Origin of the sequence: Cribrihabitans pelagius, assembly GCF_048820915.1 — a bacterium.
GTDB lineage: Bacteria > Pseudomonadota > Alphaproteobacteria > Rhodobacterales > Rhodobacteraceae > Cribrihabitans_A > Cribrihabitans_A pelagius.
Genome location: NZ_JBMERR010000004.1, coordinates 157425 through 177178, shown reverse-complemented (window position 1 = coordinate 177178; position 19754 = coordinate 157425). Strand labels below are relative to the sequence as shown.

Sequence of the window (19754 nt, the reverse complement as noted above, 5' to 3'; positions counted from 1 at the left end):
CTGGCCTTGCACTTGCGCGGCGTGGGGCACCGGCGTCCGGCGCCTGTCAGCGCGACGCGGTGTCCTGCATCTTGAAAACCGTATCTAGGACAAGTGCTGCGGGGTCAAGGTTCACCGCCTGGCCATGACGCGCGCGCGCCGTAGCCTCGGCCGACAAGTCCGCCCAGGCCCGCCCCTTCTGCGGATCGGGCGCCAGGCGGGCCAGAACGGCGGCCTCCCCCGCTGCCGCCTCGGGCGCTGGCGGAGCACCGGTGGCCCCTGTGCGCGCGAGCCGGGCCAGCGCCATCTCCACCAGCGACAGCAGAAGCTCGAAGCGCGCCGCCTGGCCGCGCTGGGCGGCGGCCTCGGCCAGCGCCATCGCCCGTTGCCGGTCCAGCCGCGGCAGTGACTCCAGTATCTGCACCAGCTCGGCGTAGATCTTCAGCCCGCCGAGGTTTATGAGCCTGAGCGCCGCCCCGACCGACCCGCCCGCCAGCGCCGCGAGATGTTCCATCTCGGCAGGCATCTCGACACCCGATTGCACCAGCGCCGCCTGCATGTCGGCGGGCGAAAGCGGCCCCAGCCGCAGGGTGCGGCAGCGCGAGCGGATCGTCGGCAGCAGCCGCGAGGGCTGGTGCGAGATCAGCAGGAGCGTGGTGCGCGCGGGCGGCTCCTCCAGCATCTTCAGAAGCGCGTTGGCCGCGCTCACGTTCATCTCGTTGGCGGCATCGACAATCACCACCCGGCGCCCCCCGTCGGTGGCCGAGAGGCCAAAGAACCGATTGAGCGCGCGAATATCCTCCACCACGATTTCGCCGCGCAGCCTTTCCTTGTCGTTGTAGCTGCGGGTGATCACCGCCAGCCCCGGTTCCGCCAGAGCCTGGATGCGGTGGGAAACCGGGTGCTCGGGGCTGATCTCCAGCGTGACGGGCGGCGGCGGCGCGCCAAACAGACCGTCCTCCGCCGGAGGCGTTGCCAGCAGGAAGCGCGCGATGCGCCAGGCCAGCGTCGCCTTGCCGACGCCCTGCGGGCCGGTCAGCAGCCAGGCATGGTGCAGCCGGTCCGAGTTGTAGGCGGTCAGGAAATCACGCTCCGCCTGCGCTTGCCCGAACAGGCGCTGCGTTTCGCGCGGGTGCGGCGCGCCTTCGGCCTGATCGGCGCGGGGCAGCTCGTCGGGGGTGCTCATCCAGCCATGTCCTTCAATGCCCGATCCGCCAGCGCGCGCACGTCCGCGGCCACCGCCTCGGCCGGGCGGGCGCCATCGACGGTGCGGAAGCGGGGCGCAAACTCCTGCGCCAGCGCCAGGAAACCCGCGCGCATCTTTTCCTGCAGCTCCACGCCGAAATCCTCGAACCGCTCCTCATGGCCCTGGCGGCCCTTGGCTCGGGCCAGGCCCGCGGCCGGGTCCATGTCGATCAGGATGGTCAGATCCGGCTCGCGCCCGATCATCAGCGCGTGCAGCTGGTCCACCGCGGCGCGCAAGTTCCCGCGCGACAGCCCCTGATACATCCGGGTGCTGTCGGCAAAGCGGTCGCAGATCACCACCTTGCCCGCCGCGAGGGCAGGTTCGATGGTGCGCTCCAAGTGGTCGCGCCGCGCCGCGGTGAACAGCAACAGCTCGGTTTCCGCCGACCAGCGGTCCGGGTCGCCTTCCAGCACCAGGCGGCGGATTTCCTCCGCCCCGGGCGAGCCGCCGGGCTCGCGCGTCAGCACCACGTCGCGGCCGCCCGCGTGCAGGGCCTCGGCCAGCATCCGGCACTGGGTCGACTTGCCGGAGCCGTCGATGCCCTCGAAGGTGATGAACAGGCCGCGCGGCAGCGGTGCCGCCGTGCCGCCAGGATCTTGCGTGCTCACGAAGCGTCCCCGGGACCCTGCAGGAAGCGTTTCACCAGCACCTGTGCCGCGGTCTTCACCCGCACCGCAAAGCCGCCCGCTGGCACGTCCTTCTCGGCCACCAGCGGCAGGCGCACCTCGGGCAGCTCCTCGGGCTTCAGCACCAGTTCGGCCAGCGGCTGCCCCTTGGTCACCGGCGCATCCACCGGGCCGGTATAGACCACCTCGGCCTCGATCTTGTCATCGGACAGCGCGGGGAGCAGGATCTCCAGGTCCTCGGTCGGCACCAGTCCTACCGATTGCTGGGCGCCGCGCCAGATCTCGGCCTCCGCGACGGCGACGCCTGCCTTGGCGACGGTCTTCTTGGCAAATTGGCGAAACGACCAGTTGACCATTGCCTCCGCCTCCTCGGCGCGGGCGGCGGTGCTGGGCATGCCGGAGATCACGAAAATCACCCGCCGGTCACCCTGCTTGGCCGAGCCGACAAGGCCGTAACCCGCTTCCTCGGTATGCCCCGTCTTCAGCCCGTCCGCGCCGATCCCCAGCTTCAAAAGCGGGTTGCGGTTGCGGGTATTTGAGGGCGCGCGGCCGTCGAATTCAAACCTGCTCTCGGCAAACAGCGGGTAATATTCCGGAAAATCCTCGATCAGCCGCTCGGCCAGGATCGCCAGATCCTCCACCGACATCCGGTGCCCGGCCGCGGGCCAGCCGTTGGAATTGGCGAAGTTGGAGTTCTCCATGCCCATGTCCTCGGCGCGCTTGGTCATGTAGCGGGCAAAGCCCGCCTCGGAGCCATCCGGGCTCAGCGCCTCGGCGATCACCACGCAGGCGTCGTTGCCCGACAGCACGATGATGCCGCGCAGCAGATCCTCGACCCGGACCCGGTCGGTGGTGTCCAGGAACATGGTGGAGCCGCCATAGCTCATTGCATGCTCGCTCACCGGCAGCCGCTCGTCCAGCGTCAGCCGCCCGTCGCGCAGCGCCTCGAAGGCGACATAAAGCGTCATCAGCTTGGACATCGAGGCGGGCGGCAGCGGCTCCTCGGCGTTTTTCGACAAGAGCACCGTGTCGGTGCCCTGGTCCAGCACGAAAGCGGCCCGCGCCTTGGTCTCGAAGGCGGCGGCGGCCAGGGCAGAGAGGCCAAGCGACAGGCTCGCGGCCAGGCTCAGCCGCAGCACAGGGGCCAGAGCGCCGCCCAGGCGGGCAGGGGCAATCGCGCCGCGCAGGCGGGCAGGAAAGAGCGCGCCACGGGCGCGGGCGGAGACGGTCTTAGTTGGAGACGGCATAGGCATCCGAAAATCCGGTGTCCTTTACGCTGTTGAGCAATTGGCTGCGTTCGGATTTATTTTGTGCGGGACCGACCAGCACGCGCCAGAAGGTCTTCCCGCTCGAGCTCTGTTCCAGCACCGAAGGCACCATGCCCGCGCCGCGCATCATGTCCGCGGTGCGTTCGGCATTGGCCTCGATGCTGAAGATCCCGATCTGAATATAGGGTTTGTCCAGGCCGGAGGCCTGCGGTTTCGGCGGGGCCGGGGCGGCGGCCGGGACCGGAGCTGCGGCTGCGGCCTCTGCCGGGGCGGCCGCGGGGGCGGGGTCGAGCGCGGTCGCGGTGACCGCAGCTGCAGCTTCCGCCGCGAGGGCGGCATCGCTCTCCTCCGCCGTATCTGCAGCTGCGGAGGCGTCGAGCGCCTCCCCGGGCGGCGAGTCCTCCACGGCCTCCCGGCGCAGCGCGGTCACGTTCAGCTCCACCGGCGCCCCCGCCAGCATGCCAAGCGCTGCCGCCGCGTCCGAGGACGCCTGAATCCGCGGCCCCGGGATTTCCCGCTCCCGGCGGAACAGGGCGCCGATCACGAACTGGCCGTTGGCGTTGTTGCGGATGATCACCCGCTCGGGTTCCTTGGTGCCGGGATGCGCAACCCAGACGCCGCCCACCGAGGGCCGCCCGTCCCAGAGCCCCGCTTCGGTCACCTGGAACACCTCCGGCGCCTCCACGTCGCGCTCCACCAGCCGGGTGCTGCTGGATTGGGTGACGGGTTTGTCCTTGGCTTGCAGGAACGGCAGCTGCGGGCCGTCCGCGCAGCCCGCCGCCAGCAGCAGCCCGGCAACGGCGGCCACACGCCGCGCATTGCGCCCGCGCCCGGCGGCGGAGGATTGCCGGCCCTGGCCGTCCGCCAGGTTTCCGTCCTGTTTTCCAGCCTGATTTCGGGCAGGATTGGGGTTCGTCATGCTGTCTTCCTTGCCTGTCTCGCCTGCACCCGCCGCGCCGCTGCGCGCAAGCGTCCGGATTTTCCGGTCCTTTTTCGCTTGCGCGGATCATAGCCTGCCCGCTTGAGCATGAAAACCCTGACCGGCCCCGGCAGAGGAGCCTGTGCAGCGGGCGGCATGAATCCGCGCGCCTGCACGGGACGGCGCGCCCGGTCTTGCCTCCTTATTTCCCCTTGCCAGCCCGCGGCATGCGTCCTAAACCGCAGGCGGACCGGGGAGGTGGCAGAGTGGTCGAATGCGGCGGTCTTGAAAACCGTTGAACGTGAGAGCGTTCCCAGGGTTCGAATCCCTGTCTCCCCGCCACTTTTCGCGACCTGGACGGAACGTGCCACGTGTCCGATGATTTCCAGCAGTATATGCGGCCGCATGATTGGCGGTGTCCCGGGCCATCGCGCGGCCGGCGGTCAGCCGTCATCTAAGTGTTGCGCTCGATACTGCAGGGTGCCCGCGTTGGCCGCGGCGCGTGATCGCTGCGGCCGGACCGGGCCGGCAGGGAGCCAGCGATGACCCTGCGAGAAACCGCTCGAATACGGAGAATGCCGTCGGGCGAGTGGGACGAGGAGAACTTCCCGCGCCCCAAGACGCAGGACTTCGACCGGGCCGTAGAGCGCGCGATCGCAGGCAGCGGATTTCTCGGCGGCACCCTCGCCTTCAGGTCCGGCGCGGCGGTGATGGGCTCCGGGATGCTCAAGGGCGGCACAACCCTCGCGCAGGGCGCCGCGCGGTTTCCCTTCGGGCAGACCGCCATTCAGACGGACGGGCACGGTCCATGTCCCCGAGGGCTGCACCTGGGGCGTGCTGCTGCGCTGGGGCGATCCGCTGTTCTCCGGCGCGCCGGAGTTCGATGCGGCACCCGTCTCGACCGAATGGTCTGACCGCGTCTTCGGCGAGAACACCGACGGGATGGAGCTGTTCGCCATCGGCGGCCGCGAGATCCTGGTGGTCACCAGCGAATACAGCAACAACGGCATCGACCTTGGCCCCCCGCCCGCGGAGAACGGGGACGACGTGGTCCCGGCCCCGGGTGATGAGGTTCTGCGGCTGCAGAATTTTCAGGGCGTGGCGGTCATGGAGATCGCGGAAGGTGAGACCGGCTGGTCGGTCGTGGCGGACAGCCCCTGCAACCGCCGCATCACCCGCAATACGGTGATGGCATTCGACGGGCACGCGGCAGGGAGCGCGCTGCTGCAGACCGGTGCCGGTCCGTCCGGGACGCAGTCGCTGGGCCCCTTCAGCAACTGCGGCTCAGGCAGCACGCCGCGGGGCACCCATCTGACCTGCGAGGAAAACTTCCACGGCTGTTCCGGCGCCGCCGAAGGCCTGCCGGAGACCGAGCCGCATGCCGGCGGCTACGCGCGCTGCGGCCTCTCCGAGGCGGGCTGGGATTACAACTACCGCATCCATGATCCGCGCTTCGGCGTGTCCCGCAATCCCAACGAGCCGCAACGCGGGCTATATCGCCGAGATAGATCCCCCGGATCCCAGGAGCACACCCGTTAAGCACACCGCGCCCGAGGCCTGTTGCTGCCTGACCAGCAACAGCCGCCGCGGCGTTTCGGGCAACGGCGGCACGGTCAAGGCCAATGCCGGGGGCGATCCGATGACCGCGAACGCACCCAACCCGCGGGAGACCGACAAGTACGGCCAGATCGTGCGCTTGCGTCCGTCGGGCGGGGACGACGGCGCGGAGGCCTTCGCGTGGGATCTCCACGTTTTGGCGGGCAACCCGGGCGCGCATTCCGGCACGCCCTGTGCCGGGCCCGGCAACATCAACTCCGGCAGCCTTTTCAACTCGCCCGACGGGTTGCACGCGGACAGCACCGGCCTGGTCTGGATCCAGACCGGCGGCGGCGGCAGCATCGCGGGCGATTTCGAGGGCATGGGCAACAACCAGATCCCCGCCGGCGACCCGGAAACCGGCGGGATCCGGCGCTTCCCGAACGGGTCCGCCACTCCGGATAGGGTCGCTGCAACAATACCTGCGGTCGGACTTTTGCAATAAAACCCTGATGACAAAAGGACTTTTCCCGCATAGCCTGGCCGGATGCCGAATGGGCCCTGGACAGACCAAGAGAACGGCCTGAACCGGTCCGGGGGATCGGTCGAATTCAAGCACCAGAACATCAGTGCGGTCTTGAAAGCGCTCGGTGAGGATTGGATTCCCGGCTATAAACCTGCTTTCAACTTCCAGATGTCATTGGCAGACGCGGTAGCGCGCTGGCTGGCGCTGAACCCCGCTTGGCTCGCCCGCAGCCCAGGACTGGGACGAGCGGGCGGCCTGCGGGAAACAGCGCAAATCTGGATCGGGCCGCCGCCTGCGCTGTCGAACCAGCCGCCACCGCAGGAGCTGGAGCAGATGCAACACGTCGCCCGCAAATTCGACGTCGCAGGCCGGGACGAGCGCAACCGCGCCTTGGGCCGCGCGGGTGAAGAATGCGTGCTGGCGCAGGAGCGGGCGTCGCTGCGATCCGCCGGCCGCGGCGACCTCGCGCGCAAGGTGCGCTGGGTCTCTGAAGAAGACGGCGACGGTGCGGGTTATGACGTCGCCAGCTTTGCGCCCGATGGCCGTCCCCGCCTGATCGAAGTGAAAACGACAAACGGCTGGGAGCGCACGCCCTTCCGCATCAGCCGCAACGAGCTGGCAGTGGCCGAGGCACGGCGGCCGGAATGGTGCCTGTTCCGGATCTGGAACTTCTCCCGGGCGCCGAAAGCGTTCGAACTGCACCCGCCGCTGGACGCGCATGTCCCGCTGACGGCGGCGTCCTTTCAGGCGAGCTTTCAATAACAGACAGCAGCAGCCCGCCCCGCCTGATCACGCCCCAGCCTGATCCTGCACCCTGGCCGCCTTGGCGCCCGGGGGCAGGCAGCTCTCTGCGGGTGAGCTGCCCCACGCTGTCCTCCGCCAATCCCACCGCCTTGCAGTGCTTGCGGCCGATGCCGATCTTGGTGAAGACGTCCTCAAGGCCCCCCGGCCGCAGGACCGGCAGCAGCGCCCTGGCCGCGCGGCAGGGGCAAGGAACCTGCTCTCCATCATCGCCGCGGCGCGTGCCGCCGGCAGGCCGGCAAAGCCGCAAGACGCCGCTTGCGAAGCACTGACTGCAAAATGGTCCAGGCCCTCAGGAAACTTCTCGACCCTGGCGGCCAGCGAAGCCTCATCCATCATACCCCACGCCAGCCCGTGCAAACGCGCCGCCTCCGCCACGGCCAAGCCTGCGGCCCCGGCCCGCCCGCCGGACCCGGCAACCGCAATGCGCCGGGCCGCGCGTCCGCATCAATAGCTTCGACCGGGAGGAGGCGCTCACGGCGCTCGAAACCGGCCGGCTGGACATCCTCGCCGCGCTCGTCCCCCCGCGCCATGGCTGCCGGAGACGCCGCTGTTCGAGGACGATTGCGTCACATTCTTTGCGCCCGCCCCCTTGGACAGCCCGCCGCAAACGCCCGATGTCTTCTGCGGTGCCGGTCCCCGCCTGGTCTCGCTGGCCGGCGGTTTCGAAGGCCGGGCCGATGAGCAGCGGGGCGGTCGGGGCCGCCGCCGCCGGGTGGCTGCTTCGCCCGCCCGCCGCCGCGGAGGGCGGCGGCGGGGGCAGGGCTGCACGGGCTCGCCTTTTGCCCGCAGCCACTGCCCGCGCGCCGTTTCACCACCAGCCTTAACCGCCGCCGCCGCGCGGCCGGGGCTCTGCCCTGGGACTGGCCCGCCGCGCGGATCGCCGCCGTGCTGGAGGGCTGCGCGGGGCGGGCCGGCCGGGGTGGGGGAGGGGCCTGCGCTGGCCGGGGCGGGCAGGCGGCCTAGGTTGCCCTTAAACCCATCCGCCGCCCGCCGGCGCCGCGATCGCGGCCCAGCCGCGGCCCAGCCGTTTCCCAATCCCGGCCCGCAGCCCCATGCCGAATTCCCTCCGCCACCACCTCCTCCCCGGCCGAATCCCCGGCCCGCAGGACTTGGGTTGCGGCAGCGCGGCGCTCACGCTCTCCATCACATCAACCCGCAACCCGGTGCCGGTGCGGCTGCTGGACAGTTTCGACGGCACCCTGCACCACAGCGGCCGCCTTCTGCTGGAGAGCGCGGGCACGCTCCACCTGTTCGGGCCGCGCGCCAGCCTCAGCCAGCCCGCAGGCGGCGGCGGGCTGGTCAGCGAGCTGCCGGAAGGCCCTGTGCAGCAGGTGCTCAAACAGCTTTGCCCGCTGCGCCGCCTGCTGACCCAGGCCGAGGGCCGCCTCACCCGGCACAACCTTCGCGCTGCCCGCCGGGGCAGGCCGCGCGGGGCGCTGACGGTCTACGGCGTCGAGACACCGCGCGGCACGGCCAGCCTTCTCTGCAGCCAGCTCAAGGGCCGCAAAGCGGCGCCCGCGCTGGACCGCCACCTCAAGGCGCTGCGCGCAGAGCCTGCGGCGCCCGCCGCGCTATTTGCCCTGCTGGTGCCGGACCGGCCGCGCTACAGCGCCAAGCCGGTGCTGCCGCTTTCCCCCGGGCAGCCCGCGCATGAGGCCGCAGGCCGGATCCTCGCCGCCCATCTGGCCGCCGCGCGGCAGAATGAGCCTGGCATCATCTCCGATCTGGACACCGAGTTCCTGCATGACTACCGCATCGCCCTGCGCCGCATCCGGGCGCTGCTTTCAGGGCTGAAAGATGTGCTGCCCGCCGAGGACGCCGCCCGCCTGCGCCGCGATCTCAAGGCGCTGATGACCCAGACTAACGGGCTGCGCGACCTCGATGTCTGGCTGCTGGAGCAGGACCGCTTCCGCGCCATGCTGCCCGCATCGCTGCACCCGGGGCTCTCCGCGCTGTTTGCCGCCATCCGCGCCAGGCGTGCCGCCTGCCAGCGCGAGCTGGCGGCCCGCCTCGGCGGCGCGGCCTACCGCTGGCACATGGCCGGGCTCACCGCTGAAGCCGCCGCTGCCCGCCCGCAAGGCTCCGGCGCGGCGCTGCCGGCCGGCGCGCTGGCCCGGCAGCTCATCGCGCGCCGCCACGCCAAGCTCTGCCGCGCCGCCGCGCGCATCACCGCTCAAAGCCCCGACGCCGAGATCCACGCACTGCGCATCGGCTGCAAGAAGCTGCGCTACCTGATGGAGCTCTTTGCGCCGCTGTTTCCCGCCGCCGAACTGAGCCAGGCGCTGAAACCGCTGAAGCGCCTCCAGGAGAGGCTTGGCCGCTTCAACGATTGTGCCCAGCAGCAAGCGACGCTCCTGGAACTGGCCGCCCGGGGCCTCACCACTCCGAAAGGGAAATCCGACTCCGCCGAGGCCAAGGCCGCGCTGGCTGCCGGCGCGATGATCGCGCTGCTGCACAAGGAGCAGCAGGCGGCGCGCGCCCGGCTTGGCGAGCGGCTCGACGCCTTCACCAGCTCCGCCGCACAGGCGCGTGTCCTTACGCTGTGCAATGGCGGCTGCGCCGCTCAGGCCCCGGCGCGGCGCAACAGGTAGATATCCATGATCCAGCCATGCGCGGCGCGGGCCGCCGCGCGGGTCTCCACGATATCCGCCGCGACGTCGCCCAGCGGCCCGGCAATGGAAATCTCGTTTGCCATCCCTGCATAGGCGCTCCACCAGATATCCACGCCCTCGGAAGCGATCGCGCGGAAAGAGCATTCGCCATCCAGCATCACCACCAGCGTATCGGCGCTGCCGGGCCAGCCGCCCTCGCGCAACTGCCGCCCGGTGGTGATGGTGAAGGGCGCGCCGATGTCGTTGAGCGGCACCGCATGTGCCGCCGTCAGCGCCTGGATCGAAGTGATGCCCGGGATCACCGTGAGCCGCAGATCCGCCTGGGCCTTAAGCCGGGCGGCAATCCGCATGGTGCTGTCGTAAAGCGACGGGTCGCCCCAGACCAGGAACCCCGCCTTGCCGCCCTCGGGCAGGGCTTCGCACAGCGTCTGCCACCAGATCTCCGCGATGGCGTCGTGCCAGTCATCCACCCGCTGGCGGTAATCGCGGGTTGCCTCGTCGCGCCGGGGCAGGGCGAACTCCACGATTCGCGGGCCGTCCCCCTCGATCGCCTGCGCGCAGATATCCTTGCGCAGGCCAGCGAGGTCATCCTTGCCCGCGCCCTTGGTGGGGATCAGGACCACGTCCTGCGCATTCAGCGCCGCAATCGCCTGCAAGGTCATGTGCTGGGGGTTGCCGGTGCCGATGCCGATCAGGGAGAGCTCAATCATGCCGGGGCCTTCTCGCTGGAAGCGCGGCCCCCGGACAAGGGCAGCGCGCGTGTATTCCGCTCGTCTGGGAACAGGCTCAGGAGCCTTCGCCATCACCCTGCACGGTGACGCTGGCCGAGACCGGCTCACCCTCGACCGTCAGCGGGCTGTGGCTGTTGGAGTTGAGCGAGACCGTCACTTCGGCTCCGCCCGCGGGCAGGGAGGGGATATGCAGCCACTCGGCATAGAGCCGGGCGATCTTTCCGCCGTTCACATAGACATGCGCATGACCCTCGCCGGGCACATCCGCGGCGGAGGCATTCTGCGGGGCAAAGCGGAAGTTCTCCGGCGTGACCTGCAGGTTCCATCCGGACATCGGGTCCTTCAGCAGTTTGAGCGCAACCCGGGGCGCATCGCTGCCCGCGGGAAGGTCCAGCACCGCCTCATGGGCGTGGCCTGCCATTTCCGCATGGCCGCCGCCGTGAAGCGCCGCGCTGCCGTGGTCGTGGCCGTCGAAGGTCACGCCATTCCCGGCCGCAGTCACAAAGCCCGCGCCGCCGCCGAAGACCAGCCCGATGGCAAAAAGAGCAAGAGAGCGGGACATCTTCTTATCCTCGTCAAAAGAGCGCCCCGCCGGTCTGCACCGGCGGGGCGGGAAGTGCTGCGGGTCAGGCCGCGGCCGCTTCGCGTTTGCCTTCGGCTTGCCAGAAGTGGCCTGCGAAGGTGCCCAAGAGCACCCAGGCCGCCATCCCCACGCCAAAGGCGCGGGCGGCGAACAGCGCGCCGATTTCGGTCGGCACCGGGCCGGAGAAGCTCTCGGGCTCGGGCGCGCCCGCCACATGCGGTGCGAGCAGCAGCAGCGCGGCGATCAGATAGGCGGTCAGCCCGCCGCCAAAGGCAATGAGCCACATGGCAACCCCCGCCGCCGCGACCGTCAGCGTCCACCAGACCTGGCGCAGGCCGACATCGGCCGCCGCCACTCCCGGCACCTCGGGCGCCAGCGACAGGCCGGGCGCGAAGTGGAAGGTGATGAATCCCGCGAGCCCCCACAACAGCCCGGTGCGCGCGGTGACGGCATGGCCCTGGCGCTCGGCCAGCGACATCAGCGCCACCATCACCAGCGCATAGCCGGTGTAGGTCAGCATGGTGAAGATGATGCTCAGCCCGTCGCGCATCACGTCGATGCCGGGCAGCTCGGGATGCGCCGAGATCGCGGCACCGCCGAAATGCACCAGCTCACCGGATTCGTAGAGCTCCGCATGCAGCAGCACCGGCTGCACGAAAACGAGCTGCAGCAGGGCGGTAATCAACCCTGCTGCAGCGCCAGCGAACAACCCGCTGGTCAGAATGCGGCTGAACATGGCCCTAGTGGCAGGGGAAGCCGGTGGCGTGGCGCACGTCATGCGCCGCGTCATGCAGGGCAGAGGCCTGCACGTGGCCGGTCAGCGTGACAATGCCCAGTCCCAGGACCACGGCAAACAGGGCCGGAATCAGGCTGGTGCCGGCGGCAGATGCCAGATGCGTTTTCGTCGTCATGTCTTTCCTCCTAGCCGTCACACCCGACGGCACAAGTTTTCTGTTCCGACACGGCCGGTCTCCTGACTCGCGGGTCGCTGCGGCTGTCCTCCTTCCCGGCTTGCGCCAGTGGCATTGGACGGCCGCTCGCCGCTCACAGTCGCGGGGGCGGTTGAAGCTTCGGCGCCGCGATTTGGTCCGCCGTTCCTCATTCCCGTTTCAGTCCTGGCGCTTGGCACCACTGGACACCGTATCGCTTTGTTGTGCCCGGCGCGGGCCGCTCCGGTCAAGGCTGAAACCGTCCTGTTGCGCAAGCTTCGCGGCAGGGAACCGGAAAATGGAGATTTTCCGGCCAAAATTCCGTGCGGGAATTTTGTTCCGCCCGCCGCATGCGCGGGCTCAGCTGTTTTGCGCCGGAATTCGGGCCAGCGCCTTGAAGCGCAACGCCCCGAGCGGGCGCGCATCGGCGAAATTGCCGTCGGGACTCGCGCCATACATCTGCAGGAAGGTCATCAGGTCCGGCAGGTCGGCGGCAGTGATCTCGCCAAACAGATAGGCGGTCTTGCCGCTCTGCCGCACCGCCAGCGTTTGCGGACGGCGGCAGCCGGACATGCAGTCCGCCTGCGCCAGTTCCGCCCTCAGCCCGGCGTCCTGCAAGGCCGCCGCGAGCTGATCCGGCAGCTGCGGGTCGGCGTCCCGGCAGGTGCGGCAGAGGGTGATCGCGGGTGTGCTCATGCGCCTGGTGGCGGGTTTGCAGGCGCAGCGGGCAGATCGCTGCCGGCCAGCGGCCCGTAGAGGATCAGCACCGGCGCGCCGGTCTCCATCTTGCGCAGCACCTGCGGCAGCTCGCCCACCGTGTGGCAATGCAGCGACTGCGCAGGCGTCGAGACACCCAGCGCCAGCAGCGCGCGGGTTTCCGGCGGCAGCCCGGCCTGCATCAGCTTCTCCGCCAGGGCTGCGAAGGTGCGCTTGCCCATGTAGACCACGGTGGTCGCCTCCGGATCCGCCAGCGCCGCGAGGTTCAGGTTGTCCGGGAGCCCGCCGGTCACGTCATGGCCGGTGATGAACTGCAGCCGCCGTGCCGTCATCCGCCGGGTGAGCGGGATGTTCGCCGCCGCCGCCGCCGCCGAGGCCGCGGTCACACCGGGCACGATCTCAAAACCGATTCCGGCCGCGCGCAGGGCGGTGATCTCCTCCTCCAGCCGCCCGAAGACGCCCGAGTCACCGGATTTCAGCCGCACCACATGCGCACCCGATGATGCGTATTCCACCAGGAGCTGGCTCACGTGGTCCTGCCTGGGCGAGGGGCGGCCGGCGCGCTTGCCGACGCCGACCAGATCGGCATCCGGACGGGCATGGGACAGGATCGGCCCCGAAGACAGATCATCGAACAGCACCGCGTCCGCCGTCTCCAGCCGCTTCACCGCCTTGATGGTCAACAGCTCCGGATCGCCCGGGCCGGAGGAGACGAAGCTGACAAAACCGCTCATGTCCGCTCTCCGGTGATGAGGTGGAAGAAGGTGCCGGTGACATGCCCCTTGACCGAGCCGGTCTCGGGCACCGGCCTGCCGTCGGCGTCCATCACCTGCGCGAGCGGCGCGTCGGGTTCGTCCAGGATGGTGGAATAGTGGAACTCATGCCCGCGCAAGGCTTGGCCCGCGGCAAAGCCCGGCATCGCCGATTGCAGCACCGCACGGCGGTAGCCGAGATGGAACTTGCGCTTCTCGTAGGAGGTCACCAGCCCCAATAGCCCCGCCATCCGGTGGCGGTTGCCCGCCTTGTCGATCAGCGCCTCGCCCAGCGCCATGTAGCCGCCGCATTCGCCATGCACCGGCCTGGTTTCCGCGTGCCTGCGCAGGCCCGCGCGGAAGGTTTCCGCCGCCGCCAGCGTACCGCCATGCAGCTCCGGGTAGCCGCCGGGCAGCCAGACCAGATCGGCGTCCTGCGCGGGCGCCTCGTCGGCAAGGGGCGAAAACGGCAGGATCTCCGCGCCCGCCGCGCGCCAGCCTTCCAGCAGGTGCGGGTAGGTGAAGGAAAATGCCGCATCCCGTGCAAGCGCAATCCGCTGGGCCGGCGGCGCGGGCAGGCTGGCCGGGGCGGGCGCCTGGCCGGCCAGCGCCGCAGCCTTGATCGCCTCCAGATCGACATGCTCGCGCAGGAAGGCGGCATAGCCTGCAATGGCGGCTTCCAGATCGGGATGCTCAACCGCCTGGATCAGGCCCAGATGCCGCTCCGGCAAAGTCAGATCGCCGCGCCGGGGCAGGGAGCCCAGAACCCTGATGCCCGCCTTCTCCATGCCCAGCCGGGTCAGACGCTCGTGGCGCGGGCTGGCAACGCGGTTCAGGATCACCCCGGCAAAGGGCAGTTCCGGATCATAGGCCCTGAATCCCAGCGCCGTGGCCGCCGCCGACTGCGCCTGGCCGCCGACGTCGACCACCAGCACCACCGGCCAGCCCATGCGCTTCGCCGTCTCGGCCGAGGAGCCGAAGCCCGATTGCCCGCGCGTCGCCACCCCGTCGTAGAGCCCCATCGAGCCCTCGCCGACGCAAATCTCCGCCCCTGACGCCTGGCCCGCGACCGCGTCCAGCAGCTTGCCGTCCATCGCCCAGGTGTCGAGGTTGAAGGACGGCCGCCCCGCCGCAGCCAGGTGGAAGGCGGGGTCAATATAGTCCGGCCCGCTCTTGTAAGGCTGCACGGTCAGACCGTCCTCCGCCAAGGCCCGCAACAGGCCCAGCATCACCGTGGTCTTGCCGGTGCTCGAGGAGGGCGCCGAGATCATCAGTCCGGGAGGGGGCATAGTCATCGGTCCAGTCATCGCCTCAGTCATCCCCGTGGCTCCAGCTCGACCACGGGCTGTCCGCGCTTTGCGGGCGGTAGCGGCGGTCGTATTCGGTGGAATAAAGACAGCTCTCGTCAAAGCCTTCGCCCTTCAGAACCGGCCCCACCAGGATCAGCGCGGTGCGGGAGATCTTCTCGTCCAGCGAGGCCTTCAGCGTCGCAAGCGTGGCCCGGATGATCTGCTGGTCCGGCCAGCTGGCGCGGTAGACCACGGCCACCGGGCAGTCGCCGCCATAGTGGGGCGTCAGGCTCTCCACCACGTGATCCAGGTTGCCGATCGACAGGTGGATCGCCAGCGTCGCGCCGGTCCGCGCGAAGTTCTCCAGCGTTTCGCCTTCGGGCATCGAGGACGCGCGCCCCGGCGTCCGTGTCAGCACCACGGACTGGCCAAGGCCAGGCAGCGTCAGCTCGGTCCCCAGCGCCGCGGCGGCGGCCGCAAACGATGGCACGCCGGGGGTGACGGACACCGGGATGCTCTCCGCCTTCAGCCGCCGGATCTGCTCGCCCATTGCCGACCACACCGACAGATCGCCGGAGTGCAGCCGCGCCACATCCTGACCCGCTTCATGCGCCGCCTTGATTTCCGCCACGATGGCATCGAGATCCATCGCGGCAGTGTTCACCACCTTCGCGTCCGCCGGGCAGTGGCTCAGGATTTCCTCCGGCACCAGCGAGCCTGCATAAAGGCACACCGGGCAGGACGCGATGATGTCGCGCCCGCGCAGGGTCAGAAGGTCGGCAGCGCCCGGTCCGGCGCCAATGAAGTGAACGGTCATGGCTCAAGTCTTTCTGCTATGGCCGCGGTGGCAAGCCCATCCGCGGTGACAACTCGGGGGGCGAGAAGGCGCGAAGTGCTGCCCGGCGCCCCATGGCGCGCGCCTGCCAGCGCCGCCGCTTCGGCCAGCGATCCGGTGCCGAACCGCGCCTTGATCCGGGGCGAGCAGGTCAGCGTCCGCTCCCCGGCAATTTCGTGTTCTTCCAGCGCGATCACCGGCAGGCCGGCCGCGTCTGCAAACGCCAGCATGGCAGGTGCTGCGGCTTTCTCCGCGACCGAGGCCAGCGCATCCACCCGCGCTCCGGTCAGCGCCAGCGCCGCCTGCAAATCCGCCGCGGTGGCAGAGGCGCGAAACCCGATGCCTGCCACCTTCATCGCGTGACGCTCCACTGAATGACCGGCCGCGCCCGCTCCCAGCCGCGCATTGTGCCCAATGGCCCGGCCTCGGCAATCTCCACCTTCAACAGATGCCCGCCGCGCGCCGCGTGGGCCTGCATCAGCAGGGTCTCGGTCTCCAGCGTCACGCCGTTTGCCACGATCCGCGCACCTGCGGGCAGCACCTCCCACAGGTGGTCCAGCAAGGCTTGGCTGCCGCCGCCGCCGATGAAGACGCAATCGGGCAGGGGCTGGCCCGCCAGCACCTCCGGCGCCTTGCCCAGAACCGCTGTCATCCGGTGCTCGATGCCGAAGGCCGCGGCATTGGCGCGGATGTTCTCCAGCCGGCTTTCCCTCGGCTCAAACGTCATGGCCCGCGCGCCGGGCGCGGCCAGGCACCACTCGACCGAGACCGAGCCGGAGCCGCCGCCGATATCCCACAACAGCTCGCCCGCGCGCGGCGCCAGCGCCGAAAGCGTCAGCGCGCGGACAGGCCGCTTGGTGATCTGCCCGTCGCTGGAAAACAGTTCATCCGCAAGCCCCGAGGCGCGCGGCAGGCCCCTGCTGCCCGCGGCCTCGATGGCCACGGCAACAGGCGCCTGAACGTCCTGCAAATCGAAGTCTTTCGCCCCGGTCACCCGCACCCGCTGCCGCGGCCCGCCGAGGCATTCCGCCACGGTGAGCTGCGAAGCGCCAAAGCCCTGCGCCGTGAGCCACGCCGCCAGCTCCGCCGGTGCGCCGCCGTCGCGCATGGTGCAAATTACGCGTGTCCCGGCCCCGAGCAAAACCCGCAACCGCGCATAAGGTGCCGCATGCAGCCCGAGGCACAGCACGTCTTCCAGCTTCCAGCCCAAAAGGTTCGCCGCCAGCGCGAAGGCCGGCGGCGCCGGGTGCGACACCCACTCGCCATCCTCCAAGTGCCGCGCCAGCGAGCCGCCCGCGCCGTGCCAAAACGGATCGCCCGAGGCCAGCACAACCACTTTGCCCCCGCGCAGCTCCAGCACCGGCGCGACCGAGAAGGGCACCGGCCAGGGCGCGCCCCGGCTGCCCGCCTCCGCCAGCGCCAGATGCCTCGGCCCGCCAAAGATCACCTCGGCCTCCGCCAGCGCCTTCCGGCTTGCGCCGCTCAAGGATTCCAGTCCATTTTCGCCAAGACCGATGATCGTGAGCCAGGGCTTGGAAGGACATTCAGACATGACACGCATCCTGCTTCTGGGCGGCACCACCGAAGCTTCGCGGCTGGCGGGCGCCCTCGCGGAATCCGGCCTCGACGCGGTGTTCTCCTACGCGGGCCGCACCGCGCAGCCCGTCAGCCAGCCGCTGCCGACCCGGGTGGGCGGCTTCGGCGGGGCGGAGGGGCTTGCGGCTTACATCCAGGCCGGGGGAATCACCCATGTGGTCGACGCGACCCACCCTTTCGCCGCGCAGATGAGCGCCAACGCGGCCTACGCCTGCGAGCTGGCGGGGGTGCCGCTCTGCGCCTTCGAACGCCCGGCCTGGCAGGCGGGCGAGGGCGATGACTGGCTGCATGTGGACAGCGTTACGGAGGCGGCCGATGCCCTGCCGGACACCCCGGCGCGGGTGTTCCTCGCGATCGGCAAGCAGAACCTCCCGGCCTTCGCCGTGAAACCGCAGCACCACTACCTCTTGCGGCTGGTGGACGCGCCCGAGGCGCCCTTGCCGCTGCCCGGTACTGCGGTGGAAATCGCCCGCGGCCCGTTTGATGCGGCCGGCGACACCGCGCTCATGCAGCGCCACCGCATCACCCACATCGTGGCGAAGAACGCAGGCGGCGCCGGTGCCGCGGCCAAGCTGACCGCCGCGCGCACGCTCGGCCTGCCGGTGATCATGATCGCCCGCCCAGAGGTGCCCGCCCGGCCCGTCAAGGCCAGCGTGGCAGAGGTTATGGACTGGATCGCTCATCCCGCGGACTAGGCCTCGTCCTGCGCATAGCGGGGGGTGTAGACGTAGTTGCCAACCCGCCGGGTGTCGCGGTTGCCGACAATCACCACCGTGCGCATGTCCGCCATCTCGGGGGTTGCGTCGCGCAGGGGCACGGTCAGCAGCTCCTGCCCCGGCTTGGTCACGTCGCGGGCAAAGGTGATGAGGGTGTCTTCGCCGCAGGCCTCCCGCAGGATCTCCAGCGCGCGGGCAAACTGATGCGGCCGCGACTTGGAGCGCGGGTTGTAGAAGGCCATCGCCAGCCCCGCCTCGCCCACCAGCCGCAGGCGTTTTTCGATGAGACTCCAGGGCTTGAGGTTGTCGGAGAGGTTGATGGCGGCAAAGTCATGGCCCAGGGGCGCGCCAATGGCTGCCGCCGCCGCCAGCATCGCGGTGATGCCCGGCAGCACCCGGATCTCCAGATCCAGCCACGCCGGATTGGCTTGCGCGCCCGTCTCCAGCGCCTCGAACACCGCCGAGGCCATGGCAAACACCCCGGGATCACCCGAGGACACCACCACAACGCGCTGGCCCGCCGCCGCCATTTCCAGCGCATGGGTCGCGCGGTCCACCTCGACCCGGTTGTCGCTGGCGTGCAGGGTCAGCCCCGCGCGCGGCGCGATGCGTTTCACGTAAGGGAAATAGCCAACGATATCCGTGGCGTCCCCGATGGCGTCGCGCACCTCCTGCGTCACCAGCGCCTCGTCGCCGGGGCCCAGCCCCGCAATCACCAGCCAGCCGCCTTGCGAAACACTCATGGCCGCCGCCCCTGTCCATGCACCAGCACGATGGAGAAATAGGGCACCTCGCCATTCACCTCCGACAGCCGCCGCACGCTTTCCCCCGGCATGGTGCCGCGCTCCACGAGCCAGGCGTCTTCGGCCCGCCCCGCACGTTCCAGCGCCCGGCGCAGCTTGGGCAGGTTGCGGCCTATTTTCATCACCACCAGCGCGTCCGTGGAGGCCGCGCGCTCGGCCAGTTCCTCTTCGCCGAGAGTCGCCATCGCCACGGTCAGCACATCGTCGCCCCAAGTGATCGGCCGGCCCGAGGCGGTCCAGCACCCGGACATGCCGGTGATGCCGGGCACGATCTCCTGCTCTGCGCGGCCCTGGAGGCGGGTGTAAAGGTGCATGTAGGAGCCATAGAGGAACGGGTCGCCCTCGCACAAGACCACCACGTCCTCGGTCTGCGCGATCTCGGCCAGCGTCTCCGCCCAGCGGTCATAGAACTCCGCCAGCAGCCGGTTGTACTCGGGGTCGGAAAAATGGATCTCGGTCGTCACCGGATATTCCATCGCGTGTTCGGTCACGCCCTCCGCAAGCATCCCCTCGACGATGGCGCGGGCCTGGCCCTGGCGGCCCGCCTTGCGGAAATAAGCGATGTGGCGCGCCGACCCGATCAGCCGGTGCGACCGCACGCTCATCAGGTCGGGATCCCCGGGGCCGAGCCCTGTGCAGATAACCTTGCCCATCGCTCACTCTTTCCAGCTGGCAAGCGCGTTGACCGCCGCCACGGTGATGGCCGAGCCGCCGAGGCGCCCCTTCACGATCATCGACGGCACCGGCAGGTCCTGCATCAAGGCCTCCTTCGATTCCATCGCGCCGACAAAGCCCACCGGGCAGCCGATGATGGCGGCGGGGCGCGGGCAAGCGGGGTCCTTCAGCATGTTCAGCAGGTGAAACAGCGCGGTTGGCGCATTGCCGATCGCCACCACAGCACCCGCCAGCTTGGGCCGCCACAGCTCCAGCGCCGCGGCCGAGCGGGTGTTGCCCATCTCCTTGGCCAGCTCCGGCACTTGCGGGTCGCGCAGGGTGCAGATCACCTCGTTCTCGGCGGGCAGCCGCGGGCGGGTGATGCCTTCGCTCACCATGTAAGCGTCACACAGGATCGGCGCGCCATCCGCCAGCGCGGCGCGGGCGGTCTTGGCCATGCCGTCCGAGAAGCGCACGTGCTCCTCCAGCCCCACCATTCCGGCCGCGTGGATCATCCGCACCACCACGCTTTCCTCGTCCTTGCTGAAGCGGGCAAGATCGGCTTCGCGGCGGATGGTGGCAAAGCTCTCGGCATAGATCGCGGCGCCGTCGGTTTCATAGGTGTGGAGCATG

General features: G+C 69.8%; 21 protein-coding genes, 1 tRNA gene, 1 pseudogene and 1 riboswitch. Of the genes and pseudogenes, 6 read left to right on the top strand and 17 right to left on the bottom strand.

What is annotated here, in order from left to right:
• Positions 1 to 46 precede the first annotated feature (46 nt).
• The 4 genes from ACOHX0_RS05535 to ACOHX0_RS05520 are packed head-to-tail and all read right to left on the bottom strand — an operon-like array spanning position 47 to position 4038.
• Positions 47 to 1165 carry a DNA polymerase III subunit delta' gene (locus ACOHX0_RS05535; protein WP_420675688.1) on the bottom strand — a complete coding sequence of 373 codons (1119 nt, stop codon included), beginning with the start codon at positions 1163 to 1165 and terminating at the stop codon, positions 47 to 49.
• The gene (tmk, locus tag ACOHX0_RS05530) at positions 1162 to 1833 is read right to left on the bottom strand and encodes a dTMP kinase (RefSeq protein ID WP_420675687.1); all 672 of its coding nucleotides are present in this window, start codon (positions 1831 to 1833) and stop codon (positions 1162 to 1164) included. The genes ACOHX0_RS05535 and tmk overlap by 4 nt, the downstream gene beginning before the upstream one ends.
• Positions 1830 to 3098: a D-alanyl-D-alanine carboxypeptidase family protein gene (locus ACOHX0_RS05525; protein WP_420675686.1), complete on the bottom strand. Its 1269-nt coding sequence runs from the start codon at positions 3096 to 3098 to the stop codon at positions 1830 to 1832. Before ACOHX0_RS05525 ends, tmk begins: the two co-directional genes overlap by 4 nt.
• Positions 3082 to 4038 carry an SPOR domain-containing protein gene (locus ACOHX0_RS05520; protein WP_420675685.1) on the bottom strand — a complete coding sequence of 319 codons (957 nt, stop codon included), beginning with the start codon at positions 4036 to 4038 and terminating at the stop codon, positions 3082 to 3084. Before ACOHX0_RS05520 ends, ACOHX0_RS05525 begins: the two co-directional genes overlap by 17 nt.
• Positions 4039 to 4290: 252 nt before the next feature.
• Between ACOHX0_RS05520 and ACOHX0_RS05515 the strand changes: the two genes are divergently transcribed.
• The 5 genes and pseudogenes from ACOHX0_RS05515 to ACOHX0_RS05495 all read left to right on the top strand — a co-directional run bounded on the left by ACOHX0_RS05515 (position 4291) and on the right by ACOHX0_RS05495 (position 9495).
• A tRNA-Ser gene (locus ACOHX0_RS05515) sits at positions 4291 to 4380 on the top strand.
• Positions 4381 to 4842: 462 nt separating this feature from the next.
• Positions 4843 to 5577, top strand: a pseudogene (locus ACOHX0_RS05510) (PhoX family protein); the annotation flags it as partial.
• Positions 5480 to 6079 (top strand): alkaline phosphatase PhoX, encoded by a 600-nt coding sequence (locus ACOHX0_RS05505; RefSeq protein ID WP_420675684.1) that lies wholly within the window; start codon positions 5480 to 5482, stop codon positions 6077 to 6079. The pseudogene ACOHX0_RS05510 and the gene ACOHX0_RS05505, both read left to right, overlap by 98 nt.
• Before the next feature lie 42 nt (positions 6080 to 6121).
• Positions 6122 to 6862: a protein NO VEIN domain-containing protein gene (locus ACOHX0_RS05500; protein ID WP_420675683.1), complete on the top strand. Its 741-nt coding sequence runs from the start codon at positions 6122 to 6124 to the stop codon at positions 6860 to 6862.
• Positions 6863 to 7956: 1094 nt separating this feature from the next.
• Entirely contained in the window at positions 7957 to 9495 is a 1539-nt protein-coding gene (locus ACOHX0_RS05495; protein ID WP_420675682.1) for a CHAD domain-containing protein, read from the top strand.
• Here the strand turns inward: ACOHX0_RS05495 and cobF are convergent.
• The 10 genes from cobF to cbiE form a co-directional block, all read right to left on the bottom strand.
• Positions 9468 to 10226 carry a precorrin-6A synthase (deacetylating) gene (gene cobF / locus ACOHX0_RS05490; protein WP_420675681.1) on the bottom strand — a complete coding sequence of 253 codons (759 nt, stop codon included), beginning with the start codon at positions 10224 to 10226 and terminating at the stop codon, positions 9468 to 9470. The two genes, ACOHX0_RS05495 and cobF, sit on opposite strands and share 28 nt — an antisense overlap.
• A gap of 76 nt (positions 10227 to 10302) precedes the next feature.
• Entirely contained in the window at positions 10303 to 10809 is a 507-nt protein-coding gene (locus tag ACOHX0_RS05485; RefSeq protein WP_420675680.1) for a hypothetical protein, read from the bottom strand.
• 64 nt (positions 10810 to 10873) lie between these two features.
• Positions 10874 to 11566: a CbtA family protein gene (locus ACOHX0_RS05480; protein WP_420675679.1), complete on the bottom strand. Its 693-nt coding sequence runs from the start codon at positions 11564 to 11566 to the stop codon at positions 10874 to 10876.
• 4 nt (positions 11567 to 11570) lie between these two features.
• A complete protein-coding gene (locus ACOHX0_RS05475) occupies positions 11571 to 11741 on the bottom strand; it encodes a CbtB domain-containing protein (protein ID WP_420675678.1) in 171 nt (56 codons plus the stop codon).
• Positions 11742 to 11776: 35 nt separating this feature from the next.
• A riboswitch (cobalamin riboswitch) is annotated at positions 11777 to 11983 on the bottom strand.
• Positions 11984 to 12119: 136 nt separating this feature from the next.
• Entirely contained in the window at positions 12120 to 12455 is a 336-nt protein-coding gene (locus tag ACOHX0_RS05470; RefSeq protein ID WP_420675677.1) for a DUF1636 family protein, read from the bottom strand.
• Positions 12452 to 13210, bottom strand: coding sequence for a uroporphyrinogen-III C-methyltransferase (gene cobA, locus ACOHX0_RS05465; RefSeq protein ID WP_420675676.1), 759 nt, complete (start codon positions 13208 to 13210; stop codon positions 12452 to 12454). The genes ACOHX0_RS05470 and cobA overlap by 4 nt, the downstream gene beginning before the upstream one ends.
• Positions 13207 to 14523: a cobyrinic acid a,c-diamide synthase CobB gene (locus ACOHX0_RS05460; protein WP_420675675.1), complete on the bottom strand. Its 1317-nt coding sequence runs from the start codon at positions 14521 to 14523 to the stop codon at positions 13207 to 13209. The genes cobA and ACOHX0_RS05460 overlap by 4 nt, the downstream gene beginning before the upstream one ends.
• A gap of 16 nt (positions 14524 to 14539) precedes the next feature.
• Positions 14540 to 15334, bottom strand: a complete 795-nt coding sequence (gene cobM, locus ACOHX0_RS05455; RefSeq protein WP_420675674.1) for a precorrin-4 C(11)-methyltransferase — start codon at positions 15332 to 15334, stop codon at positions 14540 to 14542.
• Positions 15331 to 15708 (bottom strand): cobalamin biosynthesis protein, encoded by a 378-nt coding sequence (locus ACOHX0_RS05450; RefSeq protein WP_420675673.1) that lies wholly within the window; start codon positions 15706 to 15708, stop codon positions 15331 to 15333. Before ACOHX0_RS05450 ends, cobM begins: the two co-directional genes overlap by 4 nt.
• Positions 15705 to 16904, bottom strand: a complete 1200-nt coding sequence (gene cbiE, locus ACOHX0_RS05445) for a precorrin-6y C5,15-methyltransferase (decarboxylating) subunit CbiE (RefSeq protein ID WP_420675672.1) — start codon at positions 16902 to 16904, stop codon at positions 15705 to 15707. The genes ACOHX0_RS05450 and cbiE overlap by 4 nt, the downstream gene beginning before the upstream one ends.
• On the opposite strand from cbiE, the gene ACOHX0_RS05440 reads away from it, so the two are divergent.
• Positions 16903 to 17643 carry a cobalt-precorrin-6A reductase gene (locus ACOHX0_RS05440; protein ID WP_420675671.1) on the top strand — a complete coding sequence of 247 codons (741 nt, stop codon included), beginning with the start codon at positions 16903 to 16905 and terminating at the stop codon, positions 17641 to 17643. The genes cbiE and ACOHX0_RS05440 overlap by 2 nt on opposite strands.
• Here the strand turns inward: ACOHX0_RS05440 and cobJ are convergent.
• Genes cobJ through ACOHX0_RS05425 form a run of 3 tightly spaced genes read right to left on the bottom strand, consistent with a single transcriptional unit; the run spans position 17640 to position 19753 of the window.
• Positions 17640 to 18407 carry a precorrin-3B C(17)-methyltransferase gene (gene cobJ, locus ACOHX0_RS05435; RefSeq protein ID WP_420675670.1) on the bottom strand — a complete coding sequence of 256 codons (768 nt, stop codon included), beginning with the start codon at positions 18405 to 18407 and terminating at the stop codon, positions 17640 to 17642. The genes ACOHX0_RS05440 and cobJ overlap by 4 nt on opposite strands.
• The gene (cobI, locus tag ACOHX0_RS05430) at positions 18404 to 19120 is read right to left on the bottom strand and encodes a precorrin-2 C(20)-methyltransferase (protein ID WP_420675669.1); all 717 of its coding nucleotides are present in this window, start codon (positions 19118 to 19120) and stop codon (positions 18404 to 18406) included. Before cobI ends, cobJ begins: the two co-directional genes overlap by 4 nt.
• Positions 19121 to 19123: 3 nt before the next feature.
• A complete protein-coding gene (locus tag ACOHX0_RS05425) occupies positions 19124 to 19753 on the bottom strand; it encodes a precorrin-8X methylmutase (RefSeq protein WP_420675668.1) in 630 nt (209 codons plus the stop codon).
• Position 19754 lies beyond the last annotated feature (1 nt).